Raw genomic sequence first — 23,730 nt, 5'->3', positions numbered from 1 at the left:
CGTAATATTGGAATGGTAGTAAACACTTAACAAATTAAGTCTTTTGTTTTTTCTTTTTTGCTGCAGGAAATAAAACGTTATTCAAAATTAGTCGATAACCAGGAGAGGTAGGATGTAAATCTAATTCAGTTTTTGGATCTCCTACTCTATGTTGATAATCTTCTGGATCATGACCTCCATAAAAAGTAAACATTCCTTTTCCTTTTGTTCCATGAATGTATCGTGCCTCTCCATTTGTTTTACTATCACCTAATACCATAACAGTAGATTTTATTAACTTTCTATCAAACGAAGTTGTTTGCCCCATAAAACCCTTCACTAATTGTGTATGACTTTGCGTAAGCATTGTTGGTACTTGATCCCACTTTGCTGAAAACTCTTTTAATGTAAAATAATCAGTCTCTTTATTTATCCTTCGTTTTCTTGTCATATCAATTGAAGAAAACTCATAGGTGGTTGGATTTCTAATTAACTCAAAGTCTTTGAATGCAAAAGTTTTAGTAAAATCTATTTTTGATTGATAGTTTGGCTCAGAAGGATCTCCATCAAACATTCCTTCACAAATATCAACTCCATCAGCAGCTAAAGCGATATCAAAACTATCAGTTGCAGAACACATTGCAAACATAAAACCTCCGCCTATTACATAATCACGTATTTTTTTTGCAACTGCTCCTTTTGCTTCAGACACTTTATTAAAGCCTAATTTTTTTGCTAATGCTTCAGCATCTTTCTTTTGTTGTATGTACCAAGGAGCTGTTCTGAAAGCACCGTAAAAACGCCCATACTGCCCTGTAAAATCCTCATGATGAAGATGTAACCATTCATACAACAATAATTTATCACCTAATACATCATCATCATATACAACATCAAAAGGAATTTCAGCATACGTCAATACCATTGTTACTGCATCGTCCCAAGGCATTTTATTTTTTGGCGAATACACTGCAATTTTTGGGGCTTTCTCTAAAGTTACCGCTTCTTGGTTTTTAGAAGGAGATGAAATTTCTTCTAAAATTAGCTGTGATTTTGCATCACTTATTACCTTATACGAAACTCCTCGTATTTTGCACTCTTTTTCTATTACCTCATTATTTTCTATTAAAAAAGCGCCTCCATCATAATTTAGCAACCATTTTGCTTTTAAACCATTTTGCAAGGCATAATAGACAATTCCGTATGCTTTCAAATGATTTTTTTGATTGTTATGATTCATTGGAACATAAATAAATGATGCCCAAATTGTATTTGATAAGAATATAAAAATTAAGATGTGTATCGTTTTCTTCATTTCAAAAACTAAAATACACAATTACATTTATGTAACTGTGTATTTCTATGACTTTATATTTTGTTTATGATTTTTTTAAAAAGGAACATCATCCATTCCTCCATTATCAGAGGGGCCAAAAGCATCTTCAGGAGAAGCAAAATTATTAGAGGCAACCTCATCATTAAAGCTTGAATTCATACTTGATTGGAATTCACTACTAAATCCTTCTTCTAAATCAGAGAATTTCGCTAAATGCCCTGTAAATTTTAAACGTATATTGTCTAATCCTCCATTACGATGTTTTGCTACTATAAACTCTCCTTGTCCTTCACACGGTGAATGATCATCATCATCCCATTCAGTCATTCCATAATACTCAGGTCTAAAAATAAACGATACAATATCTGCATCTTGCTCAATCGCTCCAGACTCACGAAGATCTGATAATAATGGTCGTTTACTACCTCCACGAGTTTCTACCGAACGTGATAATTGAGATAAGGCAATAACAGGTATATTTAATTCTTTTCCAAGTGCTTTTAAGTTACGTGAAATAGTAGAAATTTCCTGTTCACGATTACCACCTGACCCACCAGCGGTCATTAACTGTAAATAATCAATAACTAATATTTTAACATCATGCTGTGATACCAAACGTCGTGCTTTTGCACGTAAATCAAAAATTGACAATGCTGGAGTATCATCAATAAAAATAGGAGCATCGGATAGTTTTTTAACCTTAACATTTAGTTGCTCCCACTCATGAGGCTCTAAATTTCCTTTACGTAATTTCTCTGATGTTAATCCTGTTTCTGAAGAAATCATACGAGTTATTAACTGTACAGAAGACATCTCTAAAGAGAAAACAGCTACTGCATGGTTAAAATCGATAGCCATATTTTTAGCCATAGATATTACAAAAGCTGTTTTTCCCATACCAGGACGAGCAGCAATAATAATTAAATCTGAAGGCTGCCAACCAGAGGTTAATGCATCTAATTTTGTAAAACCAGTAGCTAATCCACTCATTCCTTCTTTGGTAGAAATTTCCTGAATCTTGGTAATAGATTGTTGTACTAACGAATCTGCTTTTTCTGCTCCTTTTTTAAGATTTCCTTGAGTAACCTCAAATAATTTCCCTTCAGCATCATCTAATAAATCAAAAACATCAACTGTTTCATCATATGCATTCTCAATAATTTCAGAAGAAATGGTAATCAACTTACGTTGAATATATTTTTCAAGAATAATTCTTGAATGGAATTCAATATGTGCAGAAGAGGCTACTTTTTGTGTTAATCCTATGATATAGAAGTCTCCACCTACTAACTCTAATTTTGCATTTTTCTTTAGCTGATTTGATACAGATAATAAATCAATAGGCTCAGAATTTTGGAAAAGCGCATAAATAGCTGTGTAAATTTCTTGATGACGCTTATCATAAAATGCTTCAGGATGTAGTATATCAATTACGGTATCAATTCCTTTTTTGTCAATCATCATAGCACCTAAAACGGCTTCTTCAAGATCTAAGGCTTGCGGTGGAAGCTTCCCTTTTTCTAAACTAACAATACGTGCTTTATCTATTTTTGTACCTCTTACTGATTGCATTTTCTCCATGTCGACAAATGTAATTTTTTATGATGATATTTGTAGGAGCTAACGACAACTTTCTTTATACACATTTTTTGTAAACAAAATTGTTATTAACTTGTTGATAACGTTCAATCTTTAGTACTTTTGATGGCAATGAGATACTCCAAAACAAATATTTTATTAACAATAGTATTACCTATTCAAGTACTATTAGTGCAATTTCTAAGCCAAAAACCAACTTGGATTGAGTATTATTATAGTAATAGGATTTATAAAATAACATCAAAAATACTTCGTGCAGTTTTAGGATGGATTCCTTTTTCGATAGGTGATATTATAGGCCTTATTTTAATACTCCTTTTCTTAAAGGGGCTCTACAGGTTAATTAAAAATAAATTTACAACTTTCATTCCTCAATTGCTACAACTTATTTCATTTTTTTCTGTAATTTATTTTTGTTTTTACACTTTTTGGGGACTAAATTATTTCAGAGAGCCTTTGTCTAAAAACTTAGGATTGCAACAATCTGAATATACCACTAACCAACTTTACATCACCACTGAAAGAATAGCTACTGAGCTTACAAAAATACATTTTCAAATTACCCAAAATGACACTGTAGAAGTTATTGTTCCCTATTCTTCGAAAAAAATATATCAGTTAGCTCCTAATGGCTTTGATGAATTAGCTAAAACGTATCCTCAACTTTCCTATAAAACACCTTCAGTTAAAAGTTCATTAGTTAGCTTGTTACAATCATACAATGGTACTTCTGGTTACATTAATCCAATAACGGGAGAAGCTCAGGTAAATAATCAAATTCCTAAAACAGGGTATGCTTCTACTACTTGTCATGAAATGGCACATCAGATTGGGTGGTCAGCTGAGAACGATGCTAACTTCGTAGGATTTTTAGCCTGTATAAATAATGATAATATTTATTTTAAATATGCTGGTTACAGAATGGCCTTTCGTTATTGCATAAATGAACTACACCAACGAAACAAAAAACTTGCTAACACACTTAAAAAAACAGTAAACAAAGGTGTTTTTAAAGATTATAAAAATAGTTATTTACACTGGAAAAAATTTGACAATCCTATTGAACCTTACTTAAAAAAAGGGTATAATTCATATTTAAAAGCAAACAATCAAATTGATGGGATTAAGTCATACAGTTATGTAGTAGATTTGCTTATTGCGTATTATAAAAAAAACTAATTTTAAACATATTGACAAATTCAGTATTATGAAAAAACTTAATGTTCTTTTCCTTGTTACTTTCTTTATTTCTTGTAATTCTTCTGAATTGAAAAAAGACTTTAATTGCTCATCAAATTCAGCTTATTCTGATTTAAAAAAATTCGAAGATTTTAGAAATCTATTTACTATAAAATTACCAAAAAAATGGAAGGTTAATTTATACTATGATAATGGGCAAACTTCTATTTATGCTGCTGACACCACTTTAAGCCTTACCAAAACAACTTTATTAGATGCTTCTTTAATTCATTCTCCTACTTTTATTGATGCTACTTTTAAACAAAAGGTTTCTGCTGATAATACCAAAATGAAATTACAAGAAATTAAAACAAAGGATTTTAAATTATTTAATAAAAATTCGTACTATAGTTTAGCAAAAGGAAAGAAAGGAAAATACCCTTATCATATTTTAAACGTTTTCACTAAAGTAAACACTGATAACTTTTTGCATATAAAAACAGAAATTTATGGAGACGATTTAGTTGATGATCGAATTTGCAACGCTATAAATTTAATTAACGAAATACAGTTGAAATAAGTATTTTTGGATTTTTAAAATTAAAACGATGAACAAACAACATATAATTGATCGATTTATAAAATATGTAACAATTGATACTGAAAGTGACCCCAATAATCCAGCTTTTCCTAGTACTGAAAAGCAATGGGATCTTGCTAAAGTTCTTGAAAAAGAATTAAAAGAAATTGGTATGATTGATGTTGAGCTAGATAGTAACTGCTATTTAATGGCTACCCTACCTAGCAATTTAGACTATGATGTACCCACTATTGGTTTTGTTGCACATATTGATACAAGCCCTGATTTCACTGGGGCAAATGTAAAACCTCAAATTCATGAAAATTATAACGGGAAAGACATTCTTTTAAATGAAAAAGAAAACATTGTTTTATCTCCTAATTATTTTGAAGATTTGTTACAATATAAAGGTCAAACTATAATTACAACTGACGGAACTACTTTACTTGGTGCCGACGACAAAGCTGGAGTTACTGAAATTGTTTCTGCAATGGAATATTTAATTCAAAACCCTGAATTAAAACACGGTAAAATACGTATCTGTTTTACCCCTGATGAAGAAGTAGGTAAAGGTGCTCATCTTTTTGATGTTGAAAAATTCGGAGCTGAATGGGCATATACTATGGATGGCAGTCAAATTGGTGAATTAGAGTACGAAAACTTTAATGCCGCTGGGGCAAAAATTACAATTAATGGTAAAATTGTTCATCCTGGTTATGCTAAAGGAAAAATGATCAATTCAATGACAATAGCAAGTGAGTTTATTAGTGCTTTACCTGAAAATGAAGTTCCTGAAAAGACAACTGGATATGAAGGTTTCTTTCATTTACATAATATAGAAGGTGAAGTAGAAAAGACTACTTTACACTACATTATTAGAGATCATGACATGGATTTATTTAAAAACCGTAAACAAGCAATGCTTGAATTAGTAAATGTCATGAATCAAAAATTAGGAAAAGACTTAATTGAAATTGAATTAAAAGATCAGTACTATAACATGAAAGAAAAGGTTACCCCTGTTATGCATATAGTAGATATCGCAGAGGAAGTTATGAAAGACATGGGGATTACTCCTTTAATAAAAGCTATTAGAGGTGGTACAGACGGTTCTCAATTATCATACAAAGGATTACCTTGTCCTAATATTTTTGCTGGCGGACATAATTTTCATGGAAGGTACGAATATGTTCCTGCTGAAAGTATTGTAAAAGCAAGTGAGGTTATTGTCGGAATTGCCCAAAAGGTAGCTGATAAATTTTCTTAAAAAGCTAGTACATAACATAAAAAAAGACTTAGTTTAAACTAAGTCTTTTTTTTTATGTTATGTGTTTACTAATTATCTGTAACAACTTTTGGCTTTCTAAACATCAACAAAATCCCTATCATTACTAAAGGAATACTTAGTACTTGACCAGTATTTAGGGTATTAAACACCCAATCTTCTCTTCCTTCTATTTGTGCCTCTTTCAAAAACTCTATGAAAAATCGTAAAGACCACAATACAACCATGAATAGTCCAAATAAAAATCCAGTTTGTTTCTTTTTATCAGTTTTCCAATAAAAATACCATAAAGCAAAAAACAATGCTAAATAACTAAATGCTTCATAGAGCTGAGTTGGATAGCGTGGTTCTGATTCACCAGCTCTTTTAAAAATTACACCAAAACTTGATCCTGTAGCTTTACCATAAATTTCAGAGTTAAAAAAATTACCTAAACGAATAAAGAAACCTGCTAATGCAACCATAATTCCCAATCTGTCTAAAATAAATAACCAAGGCTTTTGTAGATGTTTTTTTGCGTAAAAATATAAAGCTAAAGGAATTCCAACAGCAGCTCCGTGACTAGCAAAACCAGTAAAACCGGTAAACTTCCAATCTTTCAAAAAACCAAATAAAGCTGAAGCCCCATCTTGCCTTTTAAAAGGTAAAAATATTTCTAATAAGTTATTCTGGTAATAACTCCAATTATAGAAAAAAACTTCTCCTAGTCGCATACCTATTAACATCGAGACAAAAACATACATAAATAAAGGATCTAATTTTTCAACCGGAACCTTATCATTTATGAAAATTTTCTTCATTAAATGTAATCCTAGAATAAATGCAGCTACAAACATTAAACTATACCATCTAATACCAAAACCACCTATTTTAATAATCTCAGGATTCCAATCCCATACGATAGATAAAAAACTCATGTATTTTAAATTTAATTTTTATGTTACTACGAGTGAAATAAAATTAATTTATCATTTTTCTCGCAATAACGATTATTTATTTTTTTTTTCTGGTACTGGATCATATCCACTTCCTCCCCAAGGATGACAACTAAAAATTCTTTTAAGAGCTAACCATCCTCCATAAAACAATCCATGCTTTTTTAAAGCTTCTATTGTATAATGTGAGCATGTAGGCGAATATCTACAAGTAGCTGGTGTAAATGGTGATATTGCTGTTTGATAAAAACGAACTAATAAAATAAACGGATATGTTAGTATTTTTTTCAAATTAATTCCAATCACTTTGTAACAACGCATACCTCCTATCAGTGCAGTTATCACATTCATTATAAAATTCTTTTACTGGCTTAAAAAATTTAGCTAAAATTTTATTAGAAGCTATATTTTCAATCCATACATCAGCTGTAATTTTTTCAAATTTTAAAGCATTGAAAGAATAATCTATCATTTTTTTAGCTATTTCAGTAGCGTATCCTCTACCCCAAAACTGTTTTCTAAAACGATAACCTAATTCTTTATCATCTTCTTCATTTGTTAGAAAGCCAGCTATACCAATTAACTCTTCCTTCTGTTTTTCAAAAATACCTAAAAGACTAATAGTATTTCCTTTTATATCTCCATCAAAAGAAAGTGCTAATTGAAACTTCTCTTCAATACTTTCCTTTGAAGGCTTATCTTGTGGGATAGCTTTTATGATTTTTTCATCTGTTAACAACTCAACAAAGTCCTTTTTATGAGTCTTTTGAATAGCTTTAACGATTAGCCTTTCAGATTGAAAAATCATCTCTTTTAATTTATTGAATAACTAGTACCTTCTCTACCGTCTTTCAACTGAATCCCTAATTCTAATAACTCATCTCTAATTTGATCAGACAATGCCCAATCTTTATTTTCTCTTGCTTCTTTTCTTAATTTTATAAGTAACTCTACAACTCCATTAACTTTATCAGAACTACCTTTTGCTACCTCATTCATTAAACCTAACACATCAAAAACAAATGCTTTCATCGTTTTCTTTAGTTCTTCTAAATCTTCTTCAGTTAAACTAGCCTTTTGCTCGCGAATTAAATTAATAGTTTTAACCGCTTCAAATAAATGAGAAATTAAAATTGGAGTATTAAAATCATCGTTCATAGCTGCATAACACTGTTTTTTCCAATCTTGAACATTGAATGTAGACTCATTACCTGATTCTATTTTATCTAAAAAGTTAAGAGCGTCCATTAATTTTCCGTGTCCTTTTTCAGATGCTAATAATGCATCACTTGAAAAGTCTAATATACTTCGGTAATTTGCTTGTAAGTTAAAAAAACGAACAACACTTGGTGTAAACGCCTTACTTAAAATATCGTTTTCTCCAGTTAAAATTTCATTAGGTAAAATATAATTCCCTGTTGATTTAGCCATTTTTTGGCTATTTAACAACAACATGTTTGTATGCATCCAATAATTAACAGGTGATTTACCACTACATGTTTGAGATTGTGCGATTTCACATTCATGATGAGGAAATTTTAAATCCATTCCTCCTCCATGAATATCAAATTGTTCTCCCAAATATTTCTTGCTCATAACAGAACATTCTAGATGCCACCCAGGAAATCCATCACTCCAAGGAGAAGGCCAACGCATAATATGACGTTCATCTGCTTTTTTCCATAGAGCAAAATCTTGAGGATTCTTTTTATCAGATTGTCCGTCTAAAGTTCTAGTGTTGTGTATTGCATCTTCTATTTTTCTTCCAGATAGAATTCCATAATTCCCTGTTTCGTTATATTTCAACACATCAAAATATACCGATCCATTTACTTCATAGGCAAATCCTTTGTCCATGATTTCTTTTACCATTTCAATTTGCTCAACTATATGACCGGTTGCTGTTGGTTCAATACTAGGAGGTAAAAAGTTGTAGTTTTTTAGCACATCATGAAAATCAACGGTATAACGTTGAACAACTTCCATTGGTTCTATTTCCTCTAGGCGAGCTTTTTTAGCGATTCTATCCTCTCCCTCATCCGCGTCATTTTCTAAGTGACCTGCATCAGTAATATTACGAACATATCGTACTTTATATCCTAAATGTAAAAAATAGCGATATACTACGTCGAAAAACATAAATGTTCTTACGTTTCCTAAATGAGCATTACTGTAAACGGTAGGACCGCAAACATACATCCCTATCCTTCCTTCTATTACAGGTTTAAAAAGCTCTTTACTTTTTGATAATGAGTTGTATACTTTAAGTTGATTTTCTTTATATAATTCCATAGGAAAAGTGACTTTTTACAGATGCTAAATATAGGCACTTTATGAAGAATAGCGAAATGGAATTTCAGTGAAGTTTAAAAAAATATTAAGTAATAAAGAAAAGCTATTCAGTAACTAATAACTGAGAATATTCACCTTGTATATATATCTTTTTATTTTTAGATTCTATTAGGAAGGTTCCATTAATTTTTTTCCCCCCATTATCCTTAAGTGAAAGCCTTATTGTTTTATTATGAGAATATGCTAGAGGGTTTTCCTTTATTTCAAAATTAAATTGTTGATTAATTCCTGAAAGATTTACAGAAGCATTTGCAAATCTCAAGAACACTTTAAACTGCCCATAATCAGAATTGATTTTATCAACTTTTAATTCTCCAAACTGATGAACTAACTTAACATTTTTATGCACATCAACAATTGTAATATCTGACGACTTTGAATTTACTTCAGTATTAGTAACCGATGCTATTTTAGCATCGGTTACGTTATTTAAGAACAATGTACTTGTATTTAATGAATTTATTTTAACAGGTGAAAACGAAACATTCAATTTACTACCATTTAAAGCTTCTGCTTTAAAATTACCATAACTAACTTTACCGCTTACCTTGGTTTTAGGTAATCTAACCTTACAATGACGAGTATTTAAATTAAAAGTAGCATTTTGAGGAACTTTCACTTTTATTCTTTTTACTATTTTTACTTTTTTTCCGTTTATCATTAAATTATTCCCTTTAGCATCAGTAATAAACAAACTACTTAACTGACTGTTTTTTAAACGATTTACAGCTGATCTTATTACCTCCTTTTGCTCTACATGTTTCTTTTTAAAGTGCTTTTTTAATTCTTTATTTCTTTTTTCTTGTTCTTTTTTAAACTTTTTGTACTCTTTTGATTTTTTAAATTTCTCCCATTCTTTTTTTGACTTAATGGTTACATCATTAACTCCATTTTTCCATTGAAAAAAATAAGTATCTCCGTCTTTTGAGTATTTATCAAAATCAAATTCAATATTTTCAAGTCCTTTCATAACATCATCTATTTCAATATTAATATTTTCCAAATCTATTTTTGGAATCATTAATAAACCATTATCACCTGATTTACTTAAATTATATACTGTTCCTTTAGGATAGTAACTATTTCCAGAAGAGTTGTAAAAAAATATATTATCTTTTCCTGTAGAATAAAAGCTATTACTATTTGCTTTTATTTTAACAGTACTTTTATTTCCTATTGCTTCAAAGTTCCATTTCTGTAAATATTTTTCAGCTTCTTTTTTACCTATACCTTCTACTTCAATAGTAGCTTCAACAGCTACTTCACTTTTATTCCATGTAGTAACATCTATTTCAGCATTTGACGCATTAATATCTATTTCTACATCTTTATTAGTGTAAAATTTTTCATTAAACTTTTTCTCTACTTTCTGAGCAAACAATGAACTTGCTATCAGCAATAGAAAAACACTTATTTTAAACGGTTTGAGTATCATTTTGATTTGGATTTTTAAATTCTTTTAATTGTTTTTGCATGCGTTTTAACAGCTGTAAACGCATTTGCAGGTTTCCAATCAATGCATTGATAGTATCATCGTTAATTCCTTTTTTATTGAGCTCATGGATTAACGATTTATATTCTTTAGTTAATGCCCCTAACTGGGTTAAATAACCATCAAATAATTCTTTATTTTCTTTTGTTAATTCTAACTGACTTAATTCGTAATTAATTGTATTTATATAATATGATTCTATTGTTTTTAATTCAGGAGATATACTTCCTAAACTAATTTGAGAATCATTATTTAACTTTTTTGAATTTGTTATTTTTGGCGACTCTAGTTCATGATTATTTAAAGAATAAAACTTAATTGCTACCCCAAACAACAAAATCATTGACGCAGCAACATATAACCAACCATAGTTTTTTTTCTTCCTCGATTTCTTGTGTAATTCAGTCAATAATTTATGTTGAAATCGTTCACGATGCTTTGAAGAAATCTTAACACTCTTATTGGTATTATTTTTTAGTATATCTCTAATATCTTTATCCATAATACACGTTCTTTAATTGTTGTTTCACCATCTTCTTTCCTCTCATCAAATGTGTTCTAGAAGTAACTTCTGAAATTTCTAAAATCTGAGAAATTTCTTTATGATCATATCCTTCTAACAAATATAAACTTAATACAACTCTATATTTTTCTTTTAATTTATCTATGCTACTAACTATATCATCATAAGATATAGTAGCCCCTACATTCCAATCATCATTCTCTTCTATTAACGTTACTTCCTCATTTATTGAAACCAATGTTAGCTTTCTTTTTTTCAACCAATCAATACTTTGATTAATTACGATTCTTTTTAACCATGCCCCAAAAGCCACTTCTTCCTTATATAGGTGTATTTTTTTAAATGCTTTTATAAATGCATCTTGCATGACATCCTCCGCTTCAAAAGAATTTTTCACGTACCTTAACGCTACAGTATACATAGCTTGATAATACAAATCATACAACTGCATTTGTGCCTTTGCATTATTTTGCTTACAAGCTTCAATAATAGATTGATGCAGCTGTTTAATTGCTTTCATTTTTTATTTCTTGCCTTAAAGACGATTCTTTTTGTTGAGTGTTGCATTTTAGCTAAAAATTTATTTTTAAATTTACATTAATATTTCGTTTATAATTTAATGAACAAAAAAAACAAATCAGCACTATCTGAAAAAGATGGAGTTTCACAGCCTGAAACTACCAGTAAAAAATCTGCTCAAAAAATTAAATTAAACAGAAAAAAACAAACTTCTGCTAATGAGTTTATAAAAAATATTTTAGCTGGTGATATTACTTTTTTAAGTAGAGCTATTACTTTAATTGAAAGTACTAACCCAAAACATCAAAAAAAAGCCAATGAAATTTTAGACGCTTGTTTACCACATGCTAACAATTCCGTTAGAATTGGAATCACAGGAGTTCCAGGTGTAGGAAAAAGTACGTTCATTGAAGCTTTTGGAAAGCATTTAACTTCCTTAGGTAAAAAGGTTGCTGTATTGGCCGTTGACCCTAGTAGTACTATAAACAAGGGAAGCATTTTAGGTGATAAAACCAGGATGGAAGAATTAGTTACTGATAAAAATGCTTTTATACGCCCATCTCCCTCTGGAACATCACTTGGTGGGGTAGCTCAAAAAACTCGAGAAAGTATTATTTTGTGTGAAGCTGCTGGTTTTGATAGTATAATTATAGAAACTGTTGGTGTAGGTCAATCAGAAACTGCTGTACATTCAATGGTAGATTTTTTTTTACTTTTAAAATTAGCTGGAGCTGGTGATGAACTTCAAGGAATAAAACGTGGTATTATTGAAATGGCTGATGCAATTGTTATTAACAAAGCTGATGGAGATAATGCTAAGAATGCTAAGATTGCAAAAGTTGAATTTACGAGAGCTCTTCATTTATATCCTCCAAAAGAAAATGGATGGATTCCTAAAGTTTTAGTAGCAAGTGCTCTGCAACATCAAGGAATTGATGGTATTTATCAAATGATTAATAATTATATATCTGAAGCTAAAAGTACTTCTTTTTTTAAGTCAAAAAGAAATACTCAAAATAAATATTGGCTATTAGAGACCATTAACCAACAATTAAAAGCTAATTTTTACAATAATCCAGAGGTTTCAAAACTATTAAGTACTGAAATTTCAAAATTAGAAAATGGAAAAACAACACCTTTTAGTGCTGCAAAAAGGTTATTAAATATATAACTTGAGAAGCACTATACAATATGTTAAAACACTAACTAATGAACGACACTAAAAATAACGAACTAGCATGGAGCGATTTCACAAAAGTGGAAATGCGAATTGGCACTATTATAACTGCTGAAATATTTAAAGAAGTTAAAAACCCTGCCTACAAAATGCAAATTGATTTTGGTGAGTTCGGGATAAAAAAAACCTCTGCTCAAATTACTAAATTATACACTCCTGAAGAGTTAATTGGAAACCAAATAATTGCTGTTGTTAATTTTCCTAAAAAACAAATAGCAAATATAATGAGTGAGTGTCTGGTTTTAGGTGCAATTGGTGAAAACAAAGAAGTTACTCTTATTGCTCCTGAGCGTAAAATAAAAGACGGAACCAAAATAGGTTAATTAAAATATTTTTAATTTAAATCTCAATGATTGCATTAGAAAATGAGTATCTAAATATTCAATTTACAGAATTAGGTGCTGAACTTACAAAAATATACTCCAAAAAAACTAAATTAAATTATTTGTGGAATGGTGATGCTAGTTTTTGGAAACGCCACTCTCCAATTTTATTTCCAATTGTTGGAAAGCTAAAAGATAATTCCTATGAAATAGATGGTACATTTTATGAATTACCACAGCATGGATTTGCAAGAGATTTAAATTTTTCCGTTATAAACAAAACGACCTCTAAAATTATTTTTGAACTCTCTTATTCTAAACAAACACTTACAAAATACCCTTATAAATTTTCCCTTCAATTATCGTATGAATTGAAAGAAAATCAAGTAGTTGTTACATACAAGGTTATTAATAAAGATGATAAGACTATGTTTTTTTCAATAGGAGCTCATCCTGCATTTAATTGCCCATTAGTTGAAAAAACTTCTTTTAGTGATTATTATATTGAATTTGAAAAATTAGAAACTCCCACTCAACTATTTTTAAACCCTAAATCAGGATTTAGAAATAATACCTCTAAAAAAGTTAACCTTGGAAAACAGATTAATTTATCATATGAGTTATTTAAAAATGATGCTTTAATGTTTGAGGGCATCGAATCTAAAAAAGTTTCTTTAAAATCTACAAAACATAATCATGGAATACATTTACACATTCCTAATTGGAAATATTTAGCTTTCTGGACAAAAAAAACAGGTACTCCTTTTATTTGTTTTGAACCATGGATGGGGATTGCCGATACTGAAAATACTAATAAGAATTATTTGACTAAAGAAGGAATACTTGAAGTTAATGAAAATAAATCTTATAAAAATGAATATCGGTTTGAAGTTTTTTAAGACAAAAGTTAATTATATTCACTAGGGTTTTTTCCTACATATTTTTTAAATGTTTTATTAAAATGGCTAGCATCAACAAAACCAATTTTTTTTGCTACTTCTGAAACATTTAAGCTCGTTTGTTTTAATAGTCGTTCAGACATTTGAATTTTGACATTCATTACATAGTTTTGAATAGAAATGCCTGTGTGTTTTTTGATAAATACACTCACATAATTGGGTGACATATTAAATTCATTAGCTATTGATTTTATTCTTATTTTTTCTTTATCTAATATATTTTGACGAACATAAGTTAAAATAGTTTCTATCTTCTCTTTCTTTGAATCCACAAAATTATCTGATGAAGCCACACTTTGAATCAAATTTCTTGAAACAATAATTAATAAAGCACCAAATAACTCAAGCAATACGTTTCTACTATAAATAAATGTATTTTTTATTTCTGTTTTTATTAGTTCGTATAAAGCGAATAATTGTTTTCTATCAATATCATTATTTATAATATTTCCTGTAATAGTATTTGTATGAAAAATCACGCTCTCAACACGGTTTTTCCAACTTGTATTAGAAAAGAATTCGGTCTTTTCAATAAATAATTGTTCAGTAAATTTTATAACTCCAAATTGAGTGCTTTCGGTAATTAAAAATTCATGCTCGTCTTTTGGAGTTAAAAAAAATAAATCTCCTTTCTTGTAAGGAATTTTAAGATCATTCAATACATGTTGTCCACTCCCATTTAAAATGAAAGTTAATTCAAAAAAGTTATGTTTATGTTTTGGGTGCCCCCACTCATTTGTAGAAGTAAATTCAAGTACATCTAGTGATTTTTCCATATTAAATCTTGTTGCCATACCCTAAAAACATATTTATACAAATATATAATGAATTAATACAACAATATCATTAATTATTCCACATAATTTTGTGATAACAAACCTAATACAATGATAAAAAACAAATTATTTACACCATATGAAATGAATGGAATCTCATTAAAAAATCGTTTTTTAATGGCTCCAATGACACGTTCAAGAGCATCACAACCTGGTGATGTTCCAAATAAATTAATGGCTAACTATTACGGACAACGTTCTTCTGCTGGCATTATAATCACAGAAGCTACTCAAATCTCTATACAAGGAAAAGGATATGCAAAAACTCCTGGTATTTATACATCAAACCAAATTAAAGGGTGGAAATTAGTCACGGAAGAGGTACATAAAAATGGAAGCAAAATTTTCTTACAATTATGGCATGTAGGAAGAGTTTCAAGTTCAAAAGTAAATGGAATACAACCTATTGGTCCATCTCCAAAAATAGCCAAAGAAACAAATGTTTATATTTTTGATGATGCTGCTAATGAAGATGCTACATTTATTCCTGTTGAAGAACCAAAAGAAATGACTATTAATGATATTAAACAAGTCATTGAAGAATTCAGGATAGCAGCTAAAAATGCAATAGAAGCAGGGTTTGATGGTGTTGAAATCCACGGAGCTAATGGGTATTTAATAGACCAATTTTTAAGAAGTAACTCTAACATTAGAAAAGATCAATATGGAGGAAGTAAAGAAAATAGAATTCGTATTTTATATGAAATAACTAGTGCTGTTGTTATTGAAATTGGAGCTGAAAAAACTGGGGTCCGTTTGTCTCCTTTTATAAGTTTTAAAGATATGAATGACTCAGAAATTTTGGACACCATACTTTTAGCAACCAAAAAGCTTGAAGAAATAGGTATAACATATATTCATTTATGTGAAGCAGACTGGGATGATGCTCCTCAAATTCCAATAAGCTTTAGAAAAACACTAAGAGACATATTTACTAAAACGATCATAGCTACTGGAAATAAAACACCAAAAGAAGCGAATGAATTATTAAAAGAAAACTTAGTAGATTTAATTGGCTTTGGTAGAAATTTCTTAACAAACCCTGATTACCCTTTAAGAGTTAAAATCAATGCAAAAATGAATGAAATAAATGATACTCATACGTTATTTGGAGGGGGAAATGCTAAAGGTTATACAGATTATCCATTTCTTAAATAAGAAAAAATGGTTATTTGCTAAATACTAAATCCAATGTTCTCTTACGTTGGATTTTTTTTGTCTCTGTTTCTATAAATTCAGGTATAAAAAACACTTCTTTTGGGTGTTCATATTTAGTTAATAAAATATTTTTACCGAAATCTAACTTACACTCATTTCCTTCCACAACTAAAATCATCTTTTCTCCTAAAACAGTATCTGGGATTCCAGCTACGAAAAAACGTTGTGATAAAATAGTTGACAACTTTTCTTCTATTACTTCAGGATGTAATTTTATTCCTCCAGAATTAATAACATTATCATATCTTCCTAACCATTCAAACTCAGTCTCGGAAATTAACTGAACTACATCGTTTGTTATTATTACCTTGTCTGATACTTTAGGCGCTTTTATTATTAAACAACTCCTTTCATCTTTTTTTATAACAACACCAGGCAATACTTTGTAGCATAATTCAGTACTACTACTTTTATCTAACGTTAAAAAATTATTTATTTTTTTTACAGCGATATGTGTAATGGTTTCCGTCATGCCATAAGTAGCGAAAACCTGTGTAGAAATACCTTGAATTTTTTCGATTAAATCAGTTGAAACTACACCCCCACCAACTATTAATTTTTTTACTCTATGTATTTCAGATAAAGATGCTTGCAATTGCAAAGGCACCATAGCTGAAAAGTCATATGTTTTATCGGTATTTATAAGTGGATTTGACTTAGGAGCAACTATGTCAAGATGCCAACCTAAAGTTAAGGCTCTTACCAACATCATCTTTCCTGCAATAAAATTAGTAGGCATGCATAAAAGTGCTGTTGTTTTTTCTTTCAAATTAAAAAAAGTACCGGTAGCCATAGCAGAATTACGCATAAACTCCTTCTTTAACTTTATTAACTTAGGAGTCCCGGTAGAGCCAGACGTTTGGACTATGATATAATCTTCATTATTAAACCAATTAGAAAAAAAACAATAACTATCTTCAGATAAAGTTTTAGAAAACTCTAATAATTCATTAGCATCAACAAAGCTTTGACCATTTAATTTAAAACCAGTATTCATATTAATTTACTCCACTAATTTCTTCCAATAGTTCTTCACTCAATGGAATACTTACTTTTCCACAAAGTTTTTCTTTCCAATTTTTCCATCCATATTTTTTAGAAAACAATAATAACATTAAAGGATATAAAACAAATACAGGCAAAAACATTTCCAATCCAACTGAAGGTTCAGATGTATCAACAAATAATGCATTGGTTTGAAAAACAGTCCAGTCAGTAGTGACAAAAAACGCAGCTACAATATTGTTAATTGCATGTAAACCCAAGGCTAACTCGGTTCCTTCATCCATTAGTGTTGTAATTCCAAAAAACAGCCCTGTTCCAATATAAAACACCATAGAGATAGGACCTAATTTTTCAACTTCGGGATTAGCGCCATGCAATAAACCAAAAGCTATTGATGTTATAAGTAAAGGAAACCATCTATTTTTTACTAACACTCCAAAAGCTTGCATAAAATAACCTCTGAATAGGAGTTCTTCAAAACTAGTTTGTATTGGTAAAAACAAAAATGATATTGCTACTAAAGTAAAAAAAGGCACAGCATTAAAATTCCAAACATAACTTTCAGGCTCAAGTAAAATGCCTATTCCAATGACTAATGAAGAAATAATCCCCCAAGTAAAAAAGCCAAACCAAAAACGTTTCCAATCAATATGTTCTCTACTTGTTACAATCGTTTTTACAGCTCTTTTATGCACGAATTTAACCCCTATAAATAAAAAAAGTAGCCCTATAGCAAACATTACTATCATCATAAATAAAAACAAGTTTTTATTTATGCCTAATGTCATAAAATTATTATTAGCTGCTTCAGTAAACTCGGAAATATCAGCTGAATGAAGAACTGCCGTCAATGCCAAAGGCATAACACCTATAATTTGCCAACCAAAGAAAACAATACAAACAACAAGTATGTATAAATACCATTTATTTTCACCTTTATAAGCTTGTTGAATAAAATTCATAGTTTATATTTTAAAATTCCAGTTTTTACTAGTGTTGTATAATAAGTTTCCTTTTTTTACCTCCAGAGGACTCTCAAAATTATTTGTAAACAAACTTCCAGTTCCTAATCCTTGAGGTAAGGAATTATTTAACGTATATGTCCATTGAGCAATAGCATTCAAACCTATATTACTTTCTAAAGCACTTGTTATCCAAGTATCAGCATTGTATTTTGTGGCCATCTCTATCCATTCATTACTTCCATTTACCCCTCCAATTAAGCTTGGTTTTAAAATAACATATTGTGGTTGTATCGTTTCGATACATTTTTGCTTGTCCTCAATTGAAAACACCCCTATTAACTCTTCATCTAATGCAATAGGCAAAGGTGTTTTTTCACATAAACTAGCCATTTCTTGCCACTGACCTTGTTTAATAGGTTGCTCAATAGAGTGAATTGTTAATTCAGATAATCGTTGTAATTTATCTAATGCTTTTTCAGGTTTAAATGCACCATTGGCATCAACACGAAGTTCTATTTCAGCAGAAGAAAACTCTTTTCTTATTGATGTTAATAATTCTAATTCAGTATCAAAATCTATTGCTCCAATTTTCATTTTTATCGTAGTAAATCCTTGTTGCAATTTCTCTTTGATTTGTTGTTGCATAAACGATTTATCCCCCATCCAAATTAAACCATTAATAGAAATCTCTTTTTCCCCTTTAGTAAATTCAGATGGAAACAACTCAAATGGATTCGCACTTTCTAATGATAAAAATGCTTGTTCAATTCCGAATTGAATAGATGGGTATTCAATTAACTTACTTAATAGGTTTTGTAACCCTATATTAATATTAGCGCATACCCACTTTAATTTTTCCTCATAGTCAACTGTATCATCTATACTCAAACCTCTAAACAAGCCACACTCTCCCCAACCTTTTTTTCCTTCTTTCTCAAGAAAAACATACCAAGTTTCTTTAGTTCTTAGAATACCTCGAGAGGTTCCACTCGCTTGTTTAAAATTTAGTAGGTACTGTTTATAGTTTGCTTTTATCATTATTCTTTTTCTACAAATTCTTTAAAGTTAGTAAGATATTGTTGATCTTGATTCTGCAACTTACCTTTTACAAATGGTAACATACAGCCTAAAATAAACCCTGTACTTTTGCAGTTCGCCTTCAGAATAACTATAGTTTTACCTTCTTTATTTTCAAACAAATAATCATCAGTTTTACGCATACCTCCTCCAACAAATAATAACTTTATATTTTTATTTTGTTCAAATGCCAACACCTTTTCCTCTAAAGTCATTTCTTGACCTTGATTCAATACCGTCACTGCAAAGGTACTCCCTACAATTCCATCAACCTTATTTTTTACTTTAACTGATTTTATTTCAGGAATCCATTTAGATAAATTATTGTCATTATTAAAAAGAGCGAACACTTCCTCAATTGGTTTGTTTATAGTTACTTTAGATTCGTAATTTAACTCTTTAATTATTACTCCAGTCGCAAAAAAAGCGATAGACAATGTGATGATTATTCCCAGGATAATTTTTACTTTTTTCATAATCGTATTTATAAAACTATATTGTTATAGACTCACCTATTTCTAACAAGGCTAACTCTTTATTTTTAATTGAAATTTACAAAACTTGTCCTAATCCAAAAAGGATAGCGAATAAAAATGTACTTAAAGCTACTTTTTTTAATTCTCCATCTAATAGTACTTCATTTTTATTTTTCATAACAAAAAACAAATGCTTAATTAATGGAATGTATGCTATTATAAATAATAATTGAAATGGTGATTGATAACGTATTACTGTATATAAAAAAGTAAATAAAAAAGAGCTGATTAATAAACTATAGTGATAATATTTTGCTGCTTTAGTTCCTATTTTAACTACCAATGTATTTTTATTTGATTTTGCATCGTTCACCCTATCACGCATATTATTTAAATTCAATACAGCAGTACTCAACAAACCAATAGTAAAAGCTGGTAAAAAAATGATGAAATTTAATTCTTTTGTATATAAAAAATAGGTACCTACTACTGACAATAAACCAAAGAAAACAAAAACAAAAAAATCTCCAAACCCACTATAACCATAAGCAGACTTCCCTACTGTATATTTTATAGCTGCTATAATAGATGATATCCCAAACACAAAGAAAACTAAAGAGTATAAAAAATTCTCTTTACCAAAAGCTTTGTAAATTAGTAACAAAGCTATTACCAACGTTACAAGTGCTGTTATAATCATTGCTCTTTTCATTTGTTTAGGTGAAATAGCTCCAGAAGAAACCATTCTAGTTTCTCCTTTTCTATCATTATCAGTCCCTTTAACCCCATCACCATAATCATTTGCAAAATTTGATAAAACTTGAAATCCTATGGTTGTTAAAATTGCTAACCAAAAAATTAAAGATTGATATAGAGGCATGCTTTTTATAGATACCGCTGAATTAAAAAAAGTATCTTGTGCAGTAATAAAACTATCATAGCCTCCTAAAAAAGCTCCTACGATAATTCCTGATACTGATAATGGTAAAGTTCGCAGACGTGCTGCTTTTATATAATTATTTACATCCATCTTTTGTTACTACTTTCTACTTTATATAAAATTTGATTGTATATTTCCATTGCTCTTTCCTCTCTTACACATGGAATTTTAATTTTTCCAGAAGCAGTTTGCAAAACTAAATCGACAATATTTCTCTTTTCTTGAAATACCGTTTGTTTCATCTTTATATTCTGAATTTTAAATAGTTCTAGATAAGTATAATGAGTTTCTATAAGACCAGACCCCACTAGTAATAGATCATTAGTTTTCTTGAAAAAACTTTTTTTCACTCTCTTAGTAATTAAAAAATAAAATAATGGAATCAGCAAAAAATTACTATATAAAACATCAACACGTTTAATAGTCCAAAATAAAAAAAGATTCGTCAAAATTAACAATAAAGCCGCTCCATATAAACTTTTTGTTTTATAATAAGTATGAGGAATTTCTTTATGCTCCCCATCTAATTTATTAGTATTAAATAAAACACTTTTAATTTCTTCTAATTGTTTAACATTGCATCCAACTATTTTAATTTCTTTTTCTCTCTTTTTTTTGCCTCCTCCACTAACAGCCTGCTTAAAATTTACAAATGATATACCTAATTTTCTTTTAATAGGATTAGTAGATATAGTAATGTTTTGTACTTTCTCTTTTCTTAAAACAACAGTTTTCTTTTTAAATAAACCTTGCGTTATTTCAAATGTATTTTTTTTTAGATATACATGTAATTCAAAATGCATTACAATTACTCTTACAAAAGAAACTAATATGCTTCCGATTATAAATAAGGCAATTGCTAAAAATATAAAAACAAAACTTCCTAATATAATTTCTCCGCTATTTGCTATAGAGGTTTCAAAATCTTTTTTTTCTATAAAATATACTAAAACATCTTTTATTTGTTGATATCCTGACACCAGAACTGTTAAAAGTAAAATTGAGCTATAGATATGATTTTCTGTAAGACTAACTCTTAATAAATTTTTAAAATTTATTTTTAAAAATGGTTCTACAGTTTTATCTACCTCTTCTTTATTAATTGAAGTAGATTTTTCAAAAATTCTTTTTTTTAAGGCTATAGCTTTTGAATGTGATAAGGCTTTTATTTTAATTTCAGTTTTTTTTGAACCTGCTGTTTCTATACTTACACCATAAACATTTATAATTTGTTGAATTAAATTTTGTTCAAAATTTACATTTTGTATTCTCTCAAATAAAACAGTTGTTTTTTTTCTTGATAAAACCCCTTGCTTTAATACAAAAGTATCTTTATCTAATTTAAATTGGAAAAACTTAAAAATTAAATAAGACCTAATAAATAGAAAAAACAAAAACAAGGAAATACATAAAAGAATATATTTATTTTCTGTACTCGTATACTTAGAAAGCTTAGCTATCAAAAGAACCCATAAAACCCACGTTTTCTTTATAATTTTAACTATTCCGTTTACATAAATTATAATGATTCCTTTTAAAGATTGACGAGAAAACTCAGAAAAAGTATAATTATTACCCATTGATTCTAGAACTAATAAATTCTTTAATTTGAATCGCTGTCTTTTTTTCTATCCCTTTTATTTCTAAATCATCACTACTATCGCCTGCTGTATAAACACTCAAAGAAGCTAATTTAAAAAGCCTAGAAAACATTCGTTCATTTATTTCTAAATGTTGAATTCTAGAAAAAGGAACTGTAGTTGTCTTTTTTAACAAAAGACCACTTTTGTAAGAAATGTCTTTATCTCTTACAGCATATTTTCTCTTTCTAAACCCCAGAATTAAAATAATTGTATAACTTAAAATTCCAAGGATCAAAAAGCTATATAAGTAAATTGAGTATTCTAATACTTCTTTTTCTACTATTTTTTGAATTAAAAATACTGATATTGATATCAATACAACAGAAAAACAAAAAAAGTTTATTAAAATAACTTTTAAATAATTCTTATGTACTTTTTTAAAGTTGATTTTTTCTATTTCTGGAAAATTGACTACTTCAAAATTTAGAAATTGATCCATCTCAAACTATAAATTATTTGCGTCAGCAATTAACTCTGCAATATCTTTAACCTCAATTTGATCTTCTTTTTCCTTAAACTTCACTCCATCTGTCATCATAGTATTGCAATAAGGACAACCAGTTGCTATTATTTGAGGTTTAGTTTCTATTGCATCTTCAGTTCTTAAAATATTAATGTCTTTGTCACCTTTTTCTGGTTCTTTAAACATTTGTGCTCCACCAGCTCCGCAACATAATGCAGTAGATTTATGACGCTTCATTTCTGTCATTTTAACTCCTAAACGACGAATCAATTCTCGTGGACTTTCATAAACATCATTGGCTCTTCCTAAATAACAAGGATCATGGTATGTTAAACGTTTATTCTTTAAATTATCATCTTCTATTGATAAGCGACCATCTTTAATTAATTTACTTATATATTGAGTATGATGAAACACCTCATAATTTCCACCTAAACTTGTATACTCATTTTTTAAAGTATTAAATGAATGAGGGTCACATGTTACAATTGTTTTTACTTCATAAGCATTCAACACCTCTATATTGGTCATTGCTTGCATTTGAAATAAAAACTCATTTCCAGCTCGTTTTGCCGCATCACCTGTTGAACTCTCTTCTGTACCTAATACCGCAAAATCAACATTAGCTTGGTGCAATATTTTCACAAAAGCTTTTGTTATTTTTTTTGCTCTATCATCGTAACTTCCAGCTGCTCCTACCCAAAACAACACTTCTGGTTGTTTTCCTTGAGCCATCATATCTGCCATTGTTGGTACGTTCATATTGTAAGTTGTTAATTTTTGTTATTAAATTTAAATACTCCTTTTCA

Annotated in this window: 25 protein-coding genes; 7 read left to right on the top strand and 18 right to left on the bottom strand. The window is 29.4% G+C overall.

The window, feature by feature from the left end; genetic code table 11:
• Positions 1-34: 34 nt before the first annotated feature.
• The gene (locus ACMFBB_RS18855) at positions 35-1,294 is read right to left on the bottom strand and encodes an asparagine synthetase B (protein WP_435262281.1); all 1,260 of its coding nucleotides are present in this window, start codon (positions 1,292-1,294) and stop codon (positions 35-37) included.
• Positions 1,295-1,369: 75 nt separating this feature from the next.
• Positions 1,370-2,896, bottom strand: coding sequence for a replicative DNA helicase (gene dnaB / locus ACMFBB_RS18850; RefSeq protein ID WP_435262280.1), 1,527 nt, complete (start codon positions 2,894-2,896; stop codon positions 1,370-1,372).
• A 129-nt stretch (positions 2,897-3,025) separates the two neighbouring features.
• Between dnaB and ACMFBB_RS18845 the strand changes: the two genes are divergently transcribed.
• From ACMFBB_RS18845 to pepT, 3 genes are read left to right on the top strand one after another with little or no spacing between them, the layout of a single operon-like run.
• Entirely contained in the window at positions 3,026-4,093 is a 1,068-nt protein-coding gene (locus tag ACMFBB_RS18845; RefSeq protein WP_435262279.1) for a DUF3810 domain-containing protein, read from the top strand.
• Positions 4,094-4,121: 28 nt separating this feature from the next.
• The gene (locus tag ACMFBB_RS18840) at positions 4,122-4,673 is read left to right on the top strand and encodes a hypothetical protein (protein ID WP_435262278.1); all 552 of its coding nucleotides are present in this window, start codon (positions 4,122-4,124) and stop codon (positions 4,671-4,673) included.
• 28 nt (positions 4,674-4,701) lie between these two features.
• A complete protein-coding gene (gene pepT / locus ACMFBB_RS18835; protein ID WP_435262277.1) occupies positions 4,702-5,940 on the top strand; it encodes a peptidase T in 1,239 nt (412 codons plus the stop codon).
• Between the two features lie 68 nt (positions 5,941-6,008).
• Here the strand turns inward: pepT and lgt are convergent, their stop codons facing one another.
• The 7 genes from lgt to ACMFBB_RS18800 form a co-directional block, all read right to left on the bottom strand.
• Positions 6,009-6,875, bottom strand: coding sequence for a prolipoprotein diacylglyceryl transferase (gene lgt / locus ACMFBB_RS18830; RefSeq protein ID WP_435262276.1), 867 nt, complete (start codon positions 6,873-6,875; stop codon positions 6,009-6,011).
• Positions 6,876-6,947: 72 nt separating this feature from the next.
• Positions 6,948-7,184 carry a membrane protein insertion efficiency factor YidD gene (gene yidD, locus ACMFBB_RS18825; RefSeq protein WP_435262275.1) on the bottom strand — a complete coding sequence of 79 codons (237 nt, stop codon included), beginning with the start codon at positions 7,182-7,184 and terminating at the stop codon, positions 6,948-6,950.
• Position 7,185: 1 nt separating this feature from the next.
• A complete protein-coding gene (locus ACMFBB_RS18820; protein ID WP_435262274.1) occupies positions 7,186-7,701 on the bottom strand; it encodes a GNAT family N-acetyltransferase in 516 nt (171 codons plus the stop codon).
• 5 nt (positions 7,702-7,706) lie between these two features.
• Entirely contained in the window at positions 7,707-9,185 is a 1,479-nt protein-coding gene (cysS, locus tag ACMFBB_RS18815) for a cysteine--tRNA ligase (RefSeq protein WP_435262273.1), read from the bottom strand.
• 103 nt (positions 9,186-9,288) lie between these two features.
• A complete protein-coding gene (locus tag ACMFBB_RS18810) occupies positions 9,289-10,680 on the bottom strand; it encodes a hypothetical protein (protein ID WP_435262272.1) in 1,392 nt (463 codons plus the stop codon).
• Entirely contained in the window at positions 10,661-11,239 is a 579-nt protein-coding gene (locus tag ACMFBB_RS18805) for a hypothetical protein (RefSeq protein WP_435262271.1), read from the bottom strand. The genes ACMFBB_RS18810 and ACMFBB_RS18805 overlap by 20 nt, the downstream gene beginning before the upstream one ends.
• Positions 11,232-11,780 (bottom strand): RNA polymerase sigma factor, encoded by a 549-nt coding sequence (locus tag ACMFBB_RS18800; RefSeq protein ID WP_435262270.1) that lies wholly within the window; start codon positions 11,778-11,780, stop codon positions 11,232-11,234. The genes ACMFBB_RS18805 and ACMFBB_RS18800 overlap by 8 nt, the downstream gene beginning before the upstream one ends.
• 99 nt (positions 11,781-11,879) lie before the next feature.
• Between ACMFBB_RS18800 and meaB the strand changes: the two genes are divergently transcribed.
• From meaB to ACMFBB_RS18785, 3 genes are read left to right on the top strand one after another with little or no spacing between them, the layout of a single operon-like run.
• Entirely contained in the window at positions 11,880-12,950 is a 1,071-nt protein-coding gene (gene meaB / locus ACMFBB_RS18795; protein WP_435262269.1) for a methylmalonyl Co-A mutase-associated GTPase MeaB, read from the top strand.
• A gap of 38 nt (positions 12,951-12,988) precedes the next feature.
• A complete protein-coding gene (locus ACMFBB_RS18790; RefSeq protein ID WP_435262268.1) occupies positions 12,989-13,339 on the top strand; it encodes a tRNA-binding protein in 351 nt (116 codons plus the stop codon).
• Positions 13,340-13,365: 26 nt separating this feature from the next.
• Positions 13,366-14,238, top strand: a complete 873-nt coding sequence (locus ACMFBB_RS18785) for an aldose 1-epimerase family protein (protein WP_435262267.1) — start codon at positions 13,366-13,368, stop codon at positions 14,236-14,238.
• 8 nt (positions 14,239-14,246) lie between these two features.
• On the opposite strand, the gene ACMFBB_RS18780 is transcribed toward ACMFBB_RS18785, so the two are convergent.
• Positions 14,247-15,092: an AraC family transcriptional regulator gene (locus tag ACMFBB_RS18780; RefSeq protein ID WP_435262266.1), complete on the bottom strand. Its 846-nt coding sequence runs from the start codon at positions 15,090-15,092 to the stop codon at positions 14,247-14,249.
• Between the two features lie 93 nt (positions 15,093-15,185).
• Between ACMFBB_RS18780 and ACMFBB_RS18775 the strand changes: the two genes are divergently transcribed.
• Positions 15,186-16,292, top strand: coding sequence for an alkene reductase (locus ACMFBB_RS18775; RefSeq protein WP_435262265.1), 1,107 nt, complete (start codon positions 15,186-15,188; stop codon positions 16,290-16,292).
• A 10-nt stretch (positions 16,293-16,302) separates the two neighbouring features.
• On the opposite strand, the gene ACMFBB_RS18770 is transcribed toward ACMFBB_RS18775, so the two are convergent.
• The 8 genes from ACMFBB_RS18770 to ACMFBB_RS18735 form a co-directional block, all read right to left on the bottom strand.
• Positions 16,303-17,349, bottom strand: a complete 1,047-nt coding sequence (locus ACMFBB_RS18770) for an AMP-binding protein (RefSeq protein WP_435262264.1) — start codon at positions 17,347-17,349, stop codon at positions 16,303-16,305.
• 1 nt (position 17,350) lies between these two features.
• Positions 17,351-18,319, bottom strand: a complete 969-nt coding sequence (locus ACMFBB_RS18765) for a CPBP family intramembrane glutamic endopeptidase (RefSeq protein WP_435262263.1) — start codon at positions 18,317-18,319, stop codon at positions 17,351-17,353.
• Between the two features lie 3 nt (positions 18,320-18,322).
• Positions 18,323-19,360 carry an o-succinylbenzoate synthase gene (menC, locus tag ACMFBB_RS18760; RefSeq protein ID WP_435262262.1) on the bottom strand — a complete coding sequence of 346 codons (1,038 nt, stop codon included), beginning with the start codon at positions 19,358-19,360 and terminating at the stop codon, positions 18,323-18,325.
• Positions 19,360-19,875 carry an SRPBCC family protein gene (locus tag ACMFBB_RS18755; RefSeq protein ID WP_435262261.1) on the bottom strand — a complete coding sequence of 172 codons (516 nt, stop codon included), beginning with the start codon at positions 19,873-19,875 and terminating at the stop codon, positions 19,360-19,362. Before ACMFBB_RS18755 ends, menC begins: the two co-directional genes overlap by 1 nt.
• A 76-nt stretch (positions 19,876-19,951) precedes the next feature.
• A complete protein-coding gene (gene menA, locus ACMFBB_RS18750; RefSeq protein WP_435262260.1) occupies positions 19,952-20,905 on the bottom strand; it encodes a 1,4-dihydroxy-2-naphthoate octaprenyltransferase in 954 nt (317 codons plus the stop codon).
• The gene (locus tag ACMFBB_RS18745) at positions 20,896-22,395 is read right to left on the bottom strand and encodes a PH domain-containing protein (RefSeq protein WP_435262259.1); all 1,500 of its coding nucleotides are present in this window, start codon (positions 22,393-22,395) and stop codon (positions 20,896-20,898) included. The genes menA and ACMFBB_RS18745 overlap by 10 nt, the downstream gene beginning before the upstream one ends.
• Positions 22,388-22,897, bottom strand: coding sequence for a PH domain-containing protein (locus tag ACMFBB_RS18740; protein ID WP_435262258.1), 510 nt, complete (start codon positions 22,895-22,897; stop codon positions 22,388-22,390). The genes ACMFBB_RS18745 and ACMFBB_RS18740 overlap by 8 nt, the downstream gene beginning before the upstream one ends.
• Before the next feature lie 6 nt (positions 22,898-22,903).
• A complete protein-coding gene (locus tag ACMFBB_RS18735) occupies positions 22,904-23,683 on the bottom strand; it encodes a (Fe-S)-binding protein (protein ID WP_435262257.1) in 780 nt (259 codons plus the stop codon).
• Positions 23,684-23,730: the final 47 nt, after the last annotated feature.

This window comes from Tenacibaculum sp. nBUS_03 (assembly GCF_051201695.1).
Taxonomy (GTDB): domain Bacteria; phylum Bacteroidota; class Bacteroidia; order Flavobacteriales; family Flavobacteriaceae; genus Polaribacter.
Note: the sequence above shows the minus strand (reverse complement) of the source record. Positions and strands in the feature narration are given on the sequence as shown.

Coding starts and splice junctions, on each gene's coding strand:
- menC (WP_435262262.1), bottom strand. CDS start 19,360: ATGATAAAAGCAAACTATAAACAGTACCTACTAAATTTTAAACAAGCG.
- ACMFBB_RS18820 (WP_435262274.1), bottom strand. CDS start 7,701: ATGATTTTTCAATCTGAAAGGCTAATCGTTAAAGCTATTCAAAAGACT.
- ACMFBB_RS18790 (WP_435262268.1), top strand. CDS start 12,989: ATGAACGACACTAAAAATAACGAACTAGCATGGAGCGATTTCACAAAA.
- ACMFBB_RS18780 (WP_435262266.1), bottom strand. CDS start 15,092: ATGGCAACAAGATTTAATATGGAAAAATCACTAGATGTACTTGAATTT.
- menA (WP_435262260.1), bottom strand. CDS start 20,905: ATGGATGTAAATAATTATATAAAAGCAGCACGTCTGCGAACTTTACCA.
- lgt (WP_435262276.1), bottom strand. CDS start 6,875: ATGAGTTTTTTATCTATCGTATGGGATTGGAATCCTGAGATTATTAAA.
- dnaB (WP_435262280.1), bottom strand. CDS start 2,896: ATGGAGAAAATGCAATCAGTAAGAGGTACAAAAATAGATAAAGCACGT.
- ACMFBB_RS18745 (WP_435262259.1), bottom strand. CDS start 22,395: ATGGGTAATAATTATACTTTTTCTGAGTTTTCTCGTCAATCTTTAAAA.
- ACMFBB_RS18765 (WP_435262263.1), bottom strand. CDS start 18,319: ATGAATTTTATTCAACAAGCTTATAAAGGTGAAAATAAATGGTATTTA.
- meaB (WP_435262269.1), top strand. CDS start 11,880: ATGAACAAAAAAAACAAATCAGCACTATCTGAAAAAGATGGAGTTTCA.
- ACMFBB_RS18855 (WP_435262281.1), bottom strand. CDS start 1,294: ATGAAGAAAACGATACACATCTTAATTTTTATATTCTTATCAAATACA.
- ACMFBB_RS18735 (WP_435262257.1), bottom strand. CDS start 23,683: ATGAACGTACCAACAATGGCAGATATGATGGCTCAAGGAAAACAACCA.
- ACMFBB_RS18740 (WP_435262258.1), bottom strand. CDS start 22,897: ATGGATCAATTTCTAAATTTTGAAGTAGTCAATTTTCCAGAAATAGAA.
- ACMFBB_RS18785 (WP_435262267.1), top strand. CDS start 13,366: ATGATTGCATTAGAAAATGAGTATCTAAATATTCAATTTACAGAATTA.
- ACMFBB_RS18755 (WP_435262261.1), bottom strand. CDS start 19,875: ATGAAAAAAGTAAAAATTATCCTGGGAATAATCATCACATTGTCTATC.
- ACMFBB_RS18800 (WP_435262270.1), bottom strand. CDS start 11,780: ATGAAAGCAATTAAACAGCTGCATCAATCTATTATTGAAGCTTGTAAG.
- ACMFBB_RS18775 (WP_435262265.1), top strand. CDS start 15,186: ATGATAAAAAACAAATTATTTACACCATATGAAATGAATGGAATCTCA.
- cysS (WP_435262273.1), bottom strand. CDS start 9,185: ATGGAATTATATAAAGAAAATCAACTTAAAGTATACAACTCATTATCA.
- ACMFBB_RS18845 (WP_435262279.1), top strand. CDS start 3,026: ATGAGATACTCCAAAACAAATATTTTATTAACAATAGTATTACCTATT.
- ACMFBB_RS18770 (WP_435262264.1), bottom strand. CDS start 17,349: ATGAATACTGGTTTTAAATTAAATGGTCAAAGCTTTGTTGATGCTAAT.
- pepT (WP_435262277.1), top strand. CDS start 4,702: ATGAACAAACAACATATAATTGATCGATTTATAAAATATGTAACAATT.
- ACMFBB_RS18805 (WP_435262271.1), bottom strand. CDS start 11,239: ATGGATAAAGATATTAGAGATATACTAAAAAATAATACCAATAAGAGT.
- ACMFBB_RS18840 (WP_435262278.1), top strand. CDS start 4,122: ATGAAAAAACTTAATGTTCTTTTCCTTGTTACTTTCTTTATTTCTTGT.
- ACMFBB_RS18810 (WP_435262272.1), bottom strand. CDS start 10,680: ATGATACTCAAACCGTTTAAAATAAGTGTTTTTCTATTGCTGATAGCA.